The 13,538-nt window shown below is 61.1% G+C and carries 11 protein-coding genes and 1 pseudogene; 4 read left to right on the forward strand and 8 right to left on the reverse strand.

Annotated features, from left to right (window positions below; genetic code table 11):
- Positions 1–150 (forward strand): annotated as a pseudogene (locus DKG74_RS20110) (integrase core domain-containing protein); the annotation flags it as partial.
- Positions 151–451: 301 nt separating this feature from the next.
- On the opposite strand, the gene DKG74_RS20115 reads toward DKG74_RS20110, so the two are convergent.
- From DKG74_RS20115 to DKG74_RS20140, 6 genes are all read right to left on the reverse strand, one after another.
- Positions 452–1,873 carry a sensor histidine kinase gene (locus tag DKG74_RS20115; protein WP_165837782.1) on the reverse strand — a complete coding sequence of 474 codons (1,422 nt, stop codon included), beginning with the start codon at positions 1,871–1,873 and terminating at the stop codon, positions 452–454.
- The gene (locus DKG74_RS20120; protein ID WP_109907976.1) at positions 1,863–2,558 is read right to left on the reverse strand and encodes a response regulator transcription factor; all 696 of its coding nucleotides are present in this window, start codon (positions 2,556–2,558) and stop codon (positions 1,863–1,865) included. Before DKG74_RS20120 ends, DKG74_RS20115 begins: the two co-directional genes overlap by 11 nt.
- A 55-nt stretch (positions 2,559–2,613) precedes the next feature.
- Positions 2,614–3,342: a hypothetical protein gene (locus tag DKG74_RS20125; protein ID WP_133251646.1), complete on the reverse strand. Its 729-nt coding sequence runs from the start codon at positions 3,340–3,342 to the stop codon at positions 2,614–2,616.
- Entirely contained in the window at positions 3,339–4,028 is a 690-nt protein-coding gene (locus DKG74_RS20130; RefSeq protein ID WP_133251647.1) for a hypothetical protein, read from the reverse strand. Before DKG74_RS20130 ends, DKG74_RS20125 begins: the two co-directional genes overlap by 4 nt.
- A gap of 10 nt (positions 4,029–4,038) precedes the next feature.
- Positions 4,039–6,249: a caspase family protein gene (locus DKG74_RS20135; RefSeq protein ID WP_165837783.1), complete on the reverse strand. Its 2,211-nt coding sequence runs from the start codon at positions 6,247–6,249 to the stop codon at positions 4,039–4,041.
- 368 nt (positions 6,250–6,617) lie between these two features.
- On the reverse strand, positions 6,618–7,064 hold the full coding sequence (locus DKG74_RS20140) for a hypothetical protein (protein WP_133251648.1): 447 nt from the start codon (positions 7,062–7,064) through the stop codon (positions 6,618–6,620).
- 263 nt (positions 7,065–7,327) lie between these two features.
- Between DKG74_RS20140 and DKG74_RS20145 the strand changes: the two genes are divergently transcribed.
- Both DKG74_RS20145 and DKG74_RS20150 read left to right on the forward strand, forming a co-directional pair.
- Positions 7,328–7,738 (forward strand): hypothetical protein, encoded by a 411-nt coding sequence (locus DKG74_RS20145; protein ID WP_133251649.1) that lies wholly within the window; start codon positions 7,328–7,330, stop codon positions 7,736–7,738.
- 117 nt (positions 7,739–7,855) lie between these two features.
- A complete protein-coding gene (locus tag DKG74_RS20150) occupies positions 7,856–8,323 on the forward strand; it encodes a hypothetical protein (RefSeq protein ID WP_133251650.1) in 468 nt (155 codons plus the stop codon).
- Positions 8,324–8,508: 185 nt separating this feature from the next.
- On the opposite strand, the gene DKG74_RS20155 is transcribed toward DKG74_RS20150, so the two are convergent.
- A complete protein-coding gene (locus tag DKG74_RS20155; RefSeq protein ID WP_109907983.1) occupies positions 8,509–12,066 on the reverse strand; it encodes a CHAT domain-containing tetratricopeptide repeat protein in 3,558 nt (1,185 codons plus the stop codon).
- 99 nt (positions 12,067–12,165) lie between these two features.
- Complete coding sequence (locus DKG74_RS20160; RefSeq protein WP_165837784.1) at positions 12,166–12,732, reverse strand: tyrosine-type recombinase/integrase; 567 nt, start codon at positions 12,730–12,732, stop codon at positions 12,166–12,168.
- 287 nt (positions 12,733–13,019) lie between these two features.
- Here DKG74_RS20160 and DKG74_RS20165 point away from each other — a divergent pair, with 287 nt between their 5' ends.
- Positions 13,020–13,511, forward strand: coding sequence for a hypothetical protein (locus tag DKG74_RS20165; RefSeq protein WP_133251651.1), 492 nt, complete (start codon positions 13,020–13,022; stop codon positions 13,509–13,511).
- Positions 13,512–13,538 lie beyond the last annotated feature (27 nt).

The raw sequence follows: 13,538 nt of genomic DNA on the forward strand, positions 1-13,538 counted from the left end.
AACGGGCGAATGCGGGACGAGCTTCTGAACGAGACCTTGTTCTTCGGCTTGCGCCATGCCCGCGCGGTCGTTGCCGACTGGATCGAGGACTACAACACCGAGCGGCCACATTCCTCGCTCGGCCACGAGACGCCGGCAGCATACGCCGCCGGCCTGCGCAAGTGAGACCAGGGGCAGGCCCCCTCCCTTGCATCAAACTTCACCTTGCGCAATTCTGGCCAAAGGCTCTGCTCCCAACGGGGTGAGCCATGGGGGACAGGTCACCCGACCGATGACGGGGCCAAGCCGCAAACTCGGTGACGACCGCTGTTCGCATCCCGCGCAAGTGACCGAAGCTGCGATCGCCTTCCGTGAGTTTCAGATTCCATACGCCCTGACCTAAGACGACGATCATTTTTCGCCACTGAAACCGATCACATCTCATTTCTGGCCGCAGCAGATGAAGCCACGGCTAGTTTACCTGCGGTGCAGGGAAGCGGAGCTCGAAAATCAAGCCTGGGCGATTGTCGTCCAATCGAAGCTGGATGCCGTGACGACTGGCCACGGCCGAAACCAGGGAAAGCCCGAGGCCGGTTCCCTCGTCCTCGTCATGGACCGACATGCGGTAATAGGGGAGGAAGACTTTATCCCGCTCCTCGACAGGAATCCCCGGACCCCGGTCGGCAATCCTGATCTTGCGCTCCGCCCCCAGCATCCATATCCCGACCTGCATATCGGGCGGGGAGTATTTCAGGGCATTCGCCAGGATGTTATTGAGCATCTGCCTGATATGAAACTCATTGCCGAAGAAGGGAATCGAGCACACTCCATGCGCAACGACGATGTCGGCCTTCAGGGAATCGTTGATTTCTGAAACCGCCTGGACGACCAGATCGCGCAAATCCATGGCTTTCCATCTTGCCCCGGTTTCCGCCCGCGCGCGGGAAATCTGCCACAGACTCCGGAACAGTTTGTCGAGCCCAAAAATCTCGTAGATGCAATCCCTGCGGATTTCCTCCGCATCTTCTGCGGATGCTGTTTCGAGGCGCTGGATATTATTGCGCAACTTGGTGAGAGAATTGCCGAGTTCGTGGGCCTGGAGCTCCGTCGAGACATTGAAGCTTTCCATAAGGCCTTCCAGACGAAGGAGCATGCCGTCGATGTTCTCGGCGACCTTCTCTATTTCACGGTACCCCCCGCCGGTCGGGATTTTTTCTCGGACACCCGCTGAAGATCTGAACCGGTAGCGGTCGCAGAAGGCATTGATCTCGGCGATCCGGTGAAGCAGAGGCCGCGACATGTACCAGCCTAAGAATATGCCCATCAGCGACAAGACGAGCAATGAGCCGGCGGCCGTCAGGCGCAGGACGGCATCCAGATCGTGAAGGGCCTGGATATTGCGGGAAACGATGTAGCTGAAACCGCCGCCGTCCTGGATTTCAAAGCGCCGGGCAAGAAAATGGATGCCTTCGCCGTTTGCGGCGGACTCGGTATAGCTTGCCCATTGGTCGTCGCCAAAAACGATGTTCGATGGGTCGGGGATATTCCATAGGGAACACTGGCCGCCCGAGCGAACGGGATCGGCACATGTGCCGTCGGGGGCCAGCAGGGCAAAGCGACGCAGGCCGGCTTCGGCCATGCGCCCCAGCCTGATATCTTCATCCACCCTGTCGAGGCGGAAGCGAATTTCCGCCCGAATTTCGTTCAGCCCGCGGATCGGCGAGATTTCCATTTCGATAGCCGACCGGGCCTCGGCCATGCCGCTGTGCCAAAGGGCAACAGCCGTCACCTTCAAAAGACCGGCGACAACAATGGCGATCACGATCGCGGGCGCGCATGTCGTGACGATCAGGCTGAACGAACGGGGCAAAGCACTCGACTTTTCAATGAGCACCGGGCGCCTTGCCGGGCACGAAAGCATAGCCGAAATGGCGCACCGTATCGATTCTGCCGCTAGAGCCAGCCTCCTTGAGCACGGCTCGCAGCTTGCATATCTGGACCCTTATCGTCCCTTCATCGACGAATTCTCTCCTGAACCCCTCGCGGGCAATCCGGTCGAAGCCGACGGGCTGCCCCGCATCCCGGGCCAGCACAAGGAAGATCTCATATTCCATGGTCTGCAAACGCAACTTCCGCCCACGGACCGCGACCGACCCCAAGTCGAGGTAAATTCTGACATCGCCAAGACGAAGAACGCCGCCCGGCCTCTGCCCTATGTGCTCACTCCAGTTCAACAGACCATCCAGCCGGTGGAGCAACTCCCGTTCCGAATAGGGCTTGCAAAGATAATCATCGACACCGAGTTCAATCCCGGTTTCCCGGTCTTGCGCGTCGATCAGAGCGCTCAAAGCCAATGCGGGCGTGAGCATCCCCTTCTCCCGCAACACCTTCAAAACATCGAGCCCCTCGCCATCCGGCAATATCCGGTCGACGATCAGCGCATCGAATGTCCTTTCGGCGACCAGCGAAAGACCGGCTGCCCGGGTCGGGGCAATTTCGGCTTGCCATCCTCGCTTCGCGATCGTTTCGGCGATATGGCGGGCGATATTCGCATCGTCTTCGACAATGAGGATGTTCATGCGGGCTTCTTTCGCGTCTTTGATCCCACAGGCTCCGGGTCAGTAGGTGGCACTTTCAATGCAGGAGCAGATTGTATCGCAGCGGCGACATTCCTGTATTGCGGACGATGATAAGAAATTCGCCGTCCAGCAGCGGCAACCAACTGCACCGACCGATGCTTGCCGTTCCCTCGTCAGTACAGATGGCGCGATCCCGGTCGTCGGCGACCGTCATCTCGAGAACGCCCGGGCCGTCGGCGACGATAGCCGCCACGGCGGGCGTCCCGGCGCGGAAGGGCCGGCGGAATACATGTACCGCACCGGGGGGCACGTCGAAGATCCCGGTCACGGATGTCGCCGATGCGCCACGCGCCAGGGCCGCCGAGCCTTCGCCGATGTCGTCGATCAATGTCAGCATTGTCGCATTTCCGGCGGCAAGCCGGCGCGCGTCCGCCAGCATGTCCTCGAGTGTGGCGAAAGGCTTGGCTGCGGCCGCATCCCCGGCCGGCGCCGCATATCCGCCCTCGGGAACATCCTCGATCCTGGTAAAAGGGGTAGCCGCCACGATCCGGGCCGCGGCGACGATAGCGAGAACATCCCGGTTCCGAACCGCGAGGCGGAACAGGTCCTGGGCCACCAGCAGATCGTCCAGCTGATACCTCTCGTCCCCCGCGGACGTTGAAGCGGACGAAGGCACCCCGCCATCCGAGCCAGCCCCCGCCCCGTCCGGGAAGCCGGCGGCCAGGGCCAGAGCGAGGAGTACGAACAGCCGAGAGCGGGGAAACATGGCGTTGGCGACCGTCAATTGGACATCAGGTAATAGGCGTTGGGAATCGGCCCCAGATTCTTGACGATCACTCTAAACGGACCCTGCCGCGCCGGTGTCCATTGGCAAATCTCACGGTCGGAGTATCGGTTCGCATCACAGATCGGGTTGCCGGACTCGTCCTCGATCGCCAGATCGAGATTGGTCGCGCCCATGCCCTGAACGTAAATGGTCGCCGGCTCCAGCGCCTCGAACACATATTCGAAGACATCCTGGGAAAAGGCCGGTACCAGGTTTCGGCTTCGCACGGGCCGCGCGACCACGCCCCGCGGCACAGCTTCGCGGGTGTCGACGATCAGTTCCGTCAACAGCGGATCATTGGCGGCAAGACGGCCGGCATCGCCCAACAGAACGTCCGGCATGTAGATGTCGAGCGCCGTCAGCACTTCCGGATTCGGTTCGCCCTCGATCTTGATCCCAGCCATCTCTCGCAGCGGTGTCCCCGCGATCAGGCGTGCCGCGACGATCAGCGCGAGAGGATCGCGATTGCGCCGCCCCCAAGCGGCCAGATCGGCCGCCACATGAAGCTGCCGCAGCTTGTCGTCGGGCACCACCGGCGCATGGGGGATCCGGTTCGGACCGCCCGCCTCTGACGGGACCGCCACCGCCAGGACGAGCAAGACGATCGGCGCTAGATATCGAAAGATCATAAAGGCTCGATCCATATTCCGCCCATCATTCCCCGCCCCCTGGCGGAAGCAATCGCAAACGCGCGATATGGGCAAATATTTTCTCCTCCAGGGGAACCGCCAGGCCGGATCTGGTGACGGGGGCATAGCCCGCGGCCTCAAGCATCATGCGCCGGAAGCCGGTGACCGAGCCCCTGCTCTCGGCGTTGGCAGGGGGCAAGTTCCCGGCCTCGTTACAACGCGGAACCAAGCCGACAAAAGAATAGGCGACGGCATCCTCCAGCGGGGACTGGCGGGCACTGCCAAGAAGCACCAACCGTTCGATACCGGTGGTCGAGGGACCACCGCGGCTTGCGCTCCAGGTATTCACAGTCACTTTCAGTATCCGCGTCTTTCCAGGCTCCAGTCGGAAACCGCGCCCTGTCGAGAGCAGGGGGGCAGCACAGCCGAGGCTATCGATATAGAAGGCCGACAAATCGACAGGCCAACGGTCCTCATTGCGGAGCTGGAGATAAAGCGCATCGCAATGGCGAAACGTCGGAATATCCAAATCGTCCAGGGGTTGCGCGCCGAGTGGTAGCCGGTCCCCCGGCGTCTGCGCGCACTGATAGGCGTCTGGGGGGACGACAGACGGCGCCTGCCCCGCGGGCAGTCTGAAGGCCCGGACGTTGATCCGCACACTCGATTGTTCGACCATGCGCGCAGCGACATCCAGGACGTTCAAGCCTTGCGCCAGCTCGATCGCACTTCTGACGAGTGCGGCAGCGGCGGCTTCCGTTCCGCCGTCAAGGGTCGCGGTCTTGAAACGTCGCCGGTCCGGCCCCTGCGAGGGCGGCGGTCCCCATGTCATCGAAGATGGCAGAAGAACAATATTCCGCCCCTCAACCCGCAAGGCGATATCGGCCGACGAATCCCCCGCGGGAAGCCCGACAAACAGGAACCCTCGATCCTCGCCCCCGTCCCGGGTTGCGCGCTCGAAGGCCGCCTGGGCGGCAACCAGATAGGCTTCGTCACCTGCCGCGGCCACAGGGGCAGACAGGTTGAACCGGCGCCGGGCCGGCACTTCTGGCAGGTCAGCCACCAGCGTGAAGGGAAAAGACGGCGGCACTGGGCCGCTGATCGCCAGAACGGATCGTGTGGTCCCAACCTTTTCGACGGTCGCCGGCAGCTGTGCCATGCCGGACTCCGGGACCACAGGGCGAAGCCGCACGGCCATGCCGTTAGCGACGCCGTCTATAATGCCAGCATGGAGGAGCGCCATTGCCTCGTCCAGGCGCTCAACCGGCACCCCCCGACCGCGCGCGATCTCTGTCCCGAATACGGGACGGTCCAGATCTCCATCGAAATAGGGCACCGGCACCGGTCGCCGCCCCTGGACACGAAGGCGGTCATAACCGTCGAATACCGCGACCGATAGTTCACGATAACTTTGCGCCGGCCGCCGCGCGAGTGCCCGCGTAAGGACGAAGGTAAGAGGGCCGTGGACGCGCCGGCTGCTCTCGTCCGCTTCCGGCGGCAGGGGCTGCTCCCAGGTCGGCTGATCGGACCGGGCAGCAAAGAAGCCGACATACCCCCCTTGGCCTGGTCTTTCCAACTCCGTCTCGACAATCGGATCGGTGGGACCGCCCGGGGCGTGCTGCGGCCGACCGCCGGAAGGAGGGGCCGGGATCATGCGCAGGCCGCCACCAGTCCCTCCCTGCCGGGTGAGCGTGCCGGAATTGCAGGAATCGAAAATCGCCCAGACCAAGGCTCCTTTCGCCCTGATTCCGTCGATTGCTTGGCCGATCTCGTCGTCCGTCAAGGCATCGGGCACAATGCCGGTGGCGGGATCTGCTGCGCCGGCATCGACAGGCAGGAAGATCTCGTCCAGCCCGTCCGGCTCGTTCGGATCTCCCGGTCGCGCGGGTTGCTGCGAACCGTGACCGCTGAAATATAGTACGAGGGTATCTCCCGGCCGGGCTTGGTTGGCGGCGCGGGACAGCGCCGCGACGATATTGCCGTTGGTCGGACTTGCCGAAGCCACGACGGAGCCAGCGTCTGGAGGCAAACGATCGGCCAGAACCGTTATGTCCTCAGGGATTACGCCGCGGTCCAACAGCATGCGATACATCAGCACGATATCGTTGGGCGGCCCCTCCAGACGAGCACCGCCAGCGACATAGTCGGCCACGCCGATCAGCACCCCCCTGACAGCGGCAACAGCCGTCAGGTTGTTGAACAGGATGGCCATCACCGCGATCGCCGCGAAAACCGACACCTTTCCCCCAATCCCCATGCCCCAGCCTCACCTTGTCACGCCCACGCATTGCGACTCGGCCTCAGAACAGCTTCAGGATCCGCGGAAGTAGTTCTCCCGAATATGCCCAACGCGGAACCGGCAGCGCAGGCCCGGAACCAACGCCATGCCAAAGATGCACCGAAGGGCACCTTTCGATCGGTCAAGCAGGCCACGGGCCAGCCCCGCTCAGCTGGCGCCCAGTTCTGCAGCAAGCCGGTCTCCATGGTGCCGGAGAAACACTTGATTGTCCCGCGATGACAGCCCGGCCCCCTCGGCCATGAAGACGACACGGACAACCGGAGATCGAAAAATATCGCAGCCACCTTCGCGGGGATCCGGGCCGTCTTCTAGACCGGGGGGAGCCGGGCTGGCCACGAGATCATGCTGCGCTTCCCGGTTAGGAAAATCTGGTCGATGAGTTTACCGAGGGTGGGATCGCTGCCGGCCAGGCGCCGTGCCGTTGCCACCATCTCGGCAAGAGACGGTACTTTGCCGACGCCTTCGGGGTGCGCACTCGCCGGATGGCGGTCGGACGGCGGTTGGACCAGGGTGGCAACGATCCGGGCCGCTACGATCACGGTCAAGGCGTCGCCACGCTCGATCCCCAAAGCATAGAGCGCGCGCGCCACCTCAAATTCGTCGGCCAAATTGTGCGGGACCGCAGATTTCTGCAGGGCGCCGATTTCGCCATTTCCCGTCGCGCCGTATCCGGCAGCAGCAGGCATTTCCCCGGCCTCGGCGACCGCAGTCATAAACAGAAAACTGAGAAACAGGCGGATAATTCGATAAGGCATTTCAGTCTCTCCTCCGACGTCCGGCACCGAAAGGGGATCGCCTTAGGGTTCAAGGGAGAGCGATCAATATCATATATAATAATACCGGTATTATTATTTTTAATTTAACAAAGTTGTTATTTCAAAATTAACAAACCCATAAATGAAAAATTCCCATAGTCATTAAATTCTACAGCAACAGCGCAATGACACCTTTCCTTTTTTTCATGGACGGGAACATTCGCCCCCATGCCCCGGCCGCCACGCCATTTTGGGAGATGAAGATGAAGCTTCTTGCCGGATTTATTTCCCTTGTCGTTCTCACCTTGACGTTGACCGGAGGTACGGCCATGGCCATCCCGGATGATGTCAAGCATATGCTCAAAGTGTGCACCCCGCTTGCCCTTGCCGCCGCGGCCGTAATCGCGGATGCCAGCGATAACGGTGTGTATCTGGACCCCATGAATCCGCGCTTTTCACACAATAATTGGAAAGAACACGGACTTTTCTTTGCGAAAATGGCATTAAATGCCAAAGTTTATAAAAACAGCAATGAAATCGCAGAAGGATACGAACGTGAATTTGAGATGTTCACGTCAGTACATAAATTTAAACCGAATTTCCATGCTGAATACCTCACGACGGGATTGAGAAAGACCTGCTTCGACGGCGCAAAATATTTGAAATCGAGATAATATATAGATTTATAAAATTACCGAGGAGAGAAATCGTTTTTTGATTTTCCCCCGGTTCATCCTGAGAGAACTGCCCGCGCGATAAGGGCAATAACCGCGTCGTTCATGGAGGATATCATGTTCCATACCAAGTCACTTCGTCATGCCCTGTCCGCCACCGTGATCGCCCTCATTTTCGCAAACTCCGCTAGCGGCGCCCTCGCAGAACAGAATCGTCTGTTTTCCGCGCCCACCGATGACGACCCAGCGCAGCGGGTCCGGGAATGCACCCTGATCACGGGGGCGGCCTGGCTCCTTCTGAATGAGGCGAAGAAGGATGGGGTAAAACTGGACTGGAACAACGAGCGATACTCGCCTGACAAATGGCTCCCTGTCTTCAAGACCTTTGGGAGTATCGCTCTTTCAGAGAAAATGTTCGGCAGCGAAAAAGAATTGGCTCAGGAAATTTTTCCAGAATATGAAAAGGTGGGCTACGTCAAGGGCGGCAACACCGGTGTGATCACATCATTCCTTAAAATGGACAAACTAATTCGGTGTTATGCCATAGCAACGGCCGTCATGGAGAAACAAAAAGGCGGTCAGTGACGCATGCTTTCGAGGGCATCAGCCGATATTTTCGAAGCGTTCAGCCGGGACAATTCAGCGGTTTTTGTTTCGCGCCCCGCGGCGCAGGCGATCGTGGCCACACCATACGATATCGGCCACGATCCCTTCCTTTGCGGCGGCCCAAAGCGCTCCGGCGCTCAACCGCCGGTTTTCCAAGCGACCATTCAGCGCGCGCCGTTTCCCACAAGGACGAAAGCTCCCCACCACGAGGGATGGGCCGTCGCCTCCGAATCCGCCGCTTGCAGAGCGCCTCGCATGGCCAGGACCAACGCTTCGCCGCGGTCGGTCGCTGGATTCGCAGCCAGAGCGGCAAAACTTCTGGTCGTAAGATCGACCGCCGCCGGACTCGACACGGGCCAGTGGGAAACCATCAGGCTGCGGGCGCCGGCAGCAAAAAAAGCCTGGGCGAGACCGCCCAGGGCTTCCGATCCTCGATCATTGCCCGCCGCCGTATTGCAGGCGGACAGCACCACAAGATCGGCGTTCAGGCGCAAGCGGGCGATCTCGCTGGTGGTCAGCAGCCCGTCGTCGTCAATCGTGCCGCGGGCCGGCGGCGTCAGGATCAGGCCGGCCTCTCCATTGCTGGCGCCCAGTTCCCCGGCGACCACGGCATGCGTAGCGAAGTGCAATATCCGGTATTGCTTCAATGCCCCGGTATGATTCAGGGCTTTCACCTGGGCTTCCGTGGCCTCGGCCCCCAGGAAAAGTGACGTATCGCCGGGTTTGGGGAACAGACCGGCGATCGCCTCCAATTCGCAGCGGCTGTCCGGCAGGCTGGCCTGAGCCCTGACGATTTCAACATCGACGGTTGGGGTCCCGCCGCTGTTCAGGCTCGACAGCAATGCCTCGGCCTGTTGCGGCAGACCACGCAATGCGACTTGCTGGAAGGTTTTCGTGCAATCCACCGTGCCCCCGACACCGATGACCGGATCGCCGAACCCCACCAGGGCCTTGGGCGCCGGTGGGCGCCTGTCCGCCTCGCGCAGGTCGCGCAGGCTGGAGATCGTAGGCAGGATGGTGATCGAGGGGTGGGACTGGAACAGCCAGGGCGCCTTGCGACTGGCCTCGGCCCCCGCCAGGCCCGCAGGCAGGGGGGCCGTCAGCAGCAGATGGAAAGGCAGGCCCATCAGATCAGGATCCGGCGAGATCAGCAGCTTCCGCCCAGCGACATGAGCGCGCAATTCCGCCGGGATCAGCAGGTCGTAAAGGGCCGCGGCGGCGGCGAAATCGAAGGGCGGTCGCGCTGCCTCCGCCCAGTCGCGACAAAGATCGCCGTCGTCTGCGCCCCGGGAGGATGGCGAGCATCCGGCGATAACAGCCGCGCAATCCGGATCGGCAAGGGCGGCCGAGCAACGCATCTGCCGCACAAGGAGACGCAGGCGGCTGCCGACATCGCCCTCCCCCAGGTCGAGAGCGGACAAGGCGTAACGGGCGCGACCGCCGGCGCCGCCCTGGATCGCGATCACCGCTACCCGCTCTTTTCCAGCTTCATAATCATCGTAAATGGTAATCGCGAGCAAAGCCTCGTCCCGCTTCAGCAGCGGAACAATTTCATCAAAGGGAACCGGCGCGAATGCTGGATCGGGATCGTACCCCTGTGTTACCGAACTGATCCGGGACCTTAGTCCGGGAATGAAGCCGGACTGAAAGTCGCGCTGCTCCCGCATTTTTTCGACATCGACGACCTTTTGCGCTGGAGGGACAGAAGAGTCCGCCATGAGCCGGTCGATTTCGCGGTCGAGCGCAGCGATCTCGTTAAGAATGTCGTCCAACTCACGCTGAGCCGCAGCAGCGGAAACGCCCACGCCTTGCCGCTGCGCAGCGCTTGCGATGGCGTCGGTCAGGGCGCTGGCCTGAACCCATTGCAGGACGTTGAAGGCGGAAAGAAAGAACTCACCATTATCTGAACCATTGCTCGCCGCATCGTTGGCCCTCAGCAGCAAGGGAACATATTTCCGGAAATATTGCCCAGACGCAGCGATCGTTCCGGCATTTCCGGGTGTCGTCCTCATCGACATGTTCGTTACAGCTTGGCGGGCGGCCTCAATCAGCGAGCCTTGCTGAACCAATGAGTCCAGCATCCCCTCGAAGATGGAAAGAATGCCGGCTCCCGGTGAATCGCCCGAACCGAAGGCATCCGGGCGAGCCAAGGCCATGCCCAATATCATGCCCGCACCGTCGAAATCTCCGCGCGCCAAGAGCAGCCGGGCCTTGGCGACGCGGATTCCGATATAAAGCTCCTCGTCACGGATATTCTTCTCTTCGTATAATTTTTCGGCCTCGAGAACATATCTTTCGCAAGCCGGCACATTTTTCCGGGCCAGAGCGGACCGGGCCAGCCCGAGCAGAATCGAAATTCGCTGCCCGGGATCCGGCACGCCGGCTCGGGCGTCGCGCTCGAGAGCGGCACGATAGCGCTCCTCCGCAGCGGCAATGGCGGCGCGCGCCATTAACCTGTCGCCCTCGGCCACAAGGTCAGCGATATGTTTCCGGTCCGCGACGGAGTCATCGGCCGGAGCGTATTCACGGGCTCTTTCCCGGAACGCGGCAGAGACTTCGGGCTGGTCGGCGGTGGCGCGGGCAAGAACCTTCAGCAGCGCCGAGATTTGCAGCGGGTCCTGCGGCCTGGCCATCTCGGCCCGCAGCAGCGCCTCGTTCAACAGGCGCCGGGCCTCGCCAGCCTTACCCGTATCTATCAACAGCCCCCCAAGGTCGATCGTCAGGTCAATGGCTTCGTGATGACCCAGGAGGTTGTTTTCGCTCCAATACTTGAAGGCATCCCTGAAGAATATCTCGACGTTTTCCGGTCTGCCGAGGCGATGATAGACACCAGCATAGCGCCGGATGAACAAAATTTCGTCGGGAAAATAGGAAGATTTATGGGCATAATAGACAGACGTCAGAAGAGAAAGAAATTCTCTGTCTGCGTCCGCGCCACGACCTTGCCCAATCATGCTATCAATTAGCAGCGCGATACTATATCCATAGCCTAGGAGCCGCCCATACTCCTTGCGCCACGAAAGGTTGCGGGCAGCATCCTCTGTGCCGCGCCATTTCGGCTCGACCGCGCTTTCGTAGATGGCCAAGGCATCCCGGGCGGCGACCTCGGCTTCCCCGAACCGCTTCAGGCGGAGCAGGATCTCCCCGCGCTCCAGCGCGTAACGTCCCCGGTCCATGTGATCCGGCGGCAGATGGCGCTGCCAGATGGCCCCAGCCCGCTCTATTTCCTCCAGAGCCGCAGGCCATTGCTGCAGGCGAACCAGGGCGGTGGCGCGCACCGCATGGACTTCCGCGATTTCGAGCTCGCCCGTCACCGTGGAGGCGTTGGTTAATCGCTGCGCCTCGTCGAGCCGTGCAATAGCTTCCTCGACATACCCCCAGCCAATCAGAGCCCGGGCCAGATCGAGCAGATTGGCTGTGAAGCCGGAGTAACCGGTGGCTTGCATTGGCGGCGCGTCCAGCGCCTCCTGCGCCAATCTCGCCGCATCTTCATAACGGAGTTCGCGATAGGCCTGCCGAACCCGATCCTGCAACATTTCCAAGGCGGCACCGCCCTCGCCCCCTCCCCTGCCAGCATCGTCGGCGAAGACCGGCATCCCCAGCATGCCGACAAAAACTACGAGCAAAAAGCCCAGCACCCTCGTTTTCGTCACCCCGTTCGCCCCCCATAACACATCACCGCACACCATCAGGTTGAGCGAAAGAAAGAGCGGGAGCAACATGCAGAAAGCCCGCGCCGCTTACCGCGCAAGAGGGCGACCACATGCTCGGCGCAGACGAAGCCATCCCGGCGAAGACAAGCCGCAGCTATCCATCATCGTTCACCACATGCGCTCGGCAAACCGCCGCTCCTCGGGACCGACCGCATCCAGGTAAATGGCGGTGGTGGTTTGGGACGCATGGCCCATCCAGCGCTGGATGAGATTGGGCGGGACATTCCTGCTTGCAGCCCGAATCCCGAAAGCATGCCTCAATCCCTTGCAGGTCCCCATGGGCCCCCGAACACCCGCCTGCGTCATGGCATTCCGAACCCAGCGCCAGGCGGTCACCCGGTTGCAGTCCCAGAACCGTCCATTCTCGCACACCCCCATATCGAGAAGCATTCGAATAATATCGCCCGGTACGGGAACGCGGCGATAAACCACGCGCCTGCGCTTGAGCGTCTTCAATGTCACCATGCCATCTTCGAGGCTCAGATGCTCCTCTTCGAGCATAAGAGCTTCAGATATACGACAGCCGGAGTAAGTCAGGAACATCAGCAAAGCCCTCGGTCGTTCTGGGATACGAAGAACAACCGAAAGAAACTTGCTTCGCTCTGCTTCATTTACATATTTCCGGTGCCCAGCTTCGTCGAGCACCCCGTGGTTGCATTTTCCCGGGATTTTCATGGGCTCCCTCCAGTGCAACGGAATCATCAATACCGTTTAGCGGCGCTGCGGATTTTCGGCAGCTGTGACATCACCTGTTGGTCAAGCTAAAATAAACTGGCAAGAATCCCCAATTAATTTAAAAATAACAAAACGGTAACCCTGTAACAAAATTGATGATTTCGTTGCAGCATGAAAGTATTCGACATGTCAGAAGCGCTGGTGGGGCGAGAATTCTCACTCACCGGGGGGCTTCATCCGCGGGCCGCCTTTAGGCAAGGGCTCGAGCGTCGTCATAGGGGGATCGAATGTATTTGGCGTTGAAGAGGTCTTTGCTGCTCGCGGCCGTGCCGGTGTCCCTGGGCCTGGGCGGTTGCGAGGGGACCGGGCTGGCGCAGGACGTCGGTGGGACCATCGGTTCGATCGCGGGGCAGTTGCTCGGGCAGCAGGTCGGCATCAGCGGGCTCGGCAACCTCGGGCAAAAATTCGGCACCGTCTTCGGCAACGAGTTCGAGGCCATGCTGAACGAGCAGGAACAGCGCCGGGCGCTCGAGGCCACGGAACGGGTCATCGCCAAGCCCGCGGTCGGCAAAGGCGCCGGCGAAAGCTGGACCAGCGGCCAGAACCCCGGTGTCGGCGGCACCGCCTATGTCGAGCGCGAATACAAGACGGCGGACGGCATGGTCTGCCGTGTCGCCAACAATTCGGCCCGAGGCCCAAGGGGCGAGGCAGTGGCCGTCCGACAGGACTGGTGCCGCCAAGCGGATGGTTCCTGGGCGCCCGTGGTGCCGGCGGCGTAACCATGCGCAGGCATCGTCTTGCCGCCC

The sequence above is a fragment of the Zavarzinia aquatilis genome (assembly GCF_003173035.1).
GTDB lineage: Bacteria > Pseudomonadota > Alphaproteobacteria > Zavarziniales > Zavarziniaceae > Zavarzinia > Zavarzinia aquatilis.

Excerpts from the sequence above, each read along its gene's own strand:
- DKG74_RS20120 (WP_109907976.1), bottom strand. The coding sequence starts at position 2,558 with ATGAACATCCTCATTGTCGAAGACGATGCGAATATCGCCCGCCATATC.
- DKG74_RS20130 (WP_133251647.1), bottom strand. The coding sequence starts at position 4,028 with ATGGATCGAGCCTTTATGATCTTTCGATATCTAGCGCCGATCGTCTTG.
- DKG74_RS20140 (WP_133251648.1), bottom strand. The coding sequence starts at position 7,064 with ATGCCTTATCGAATTATCCGCCTGTTTCTCAGTTTTCTGTTTATGACT.
- DKG74_RS20145 (WP_133251649.1), top strand. The coding sequence starts at position 7,328 with ATGAAGCTTCTTGCCGGATTTATTTCCCTTGTCGTTCTCACCTTGACG.
- DKG74_RS20150 (WP_133251650.1), top strand. The coding sequence starts at position 7,856 with ATGTTCCATACCAAGTCACTTCGTCATGCCCTGTCCGCCACCGTGATC.
- DKG74_RS20155 (WP_109907983.1), bottom strand. The coding sequence starts at position 12,066 with ATGTTGCTCCCGCTCTTTCTTTCGCTCAACCTGATGGTGTGCGGTGAT.
- DKG74_RS20160 (WP_165837784.1), bottom strand. The coding sequence starts at position 12,732 with ATGAAAATCCCGGGAAAATGCAACCACGGGGTGCTCGACGAAGCTGGG.
- DKG74_RS20165 (WP_133251651.1), top strand. The coding sequence starts at position 13,020 with ATGTATTTGGCGTTGAAGAGGTCTTTGCTGCTCGCGGCCGTGCCGGTG.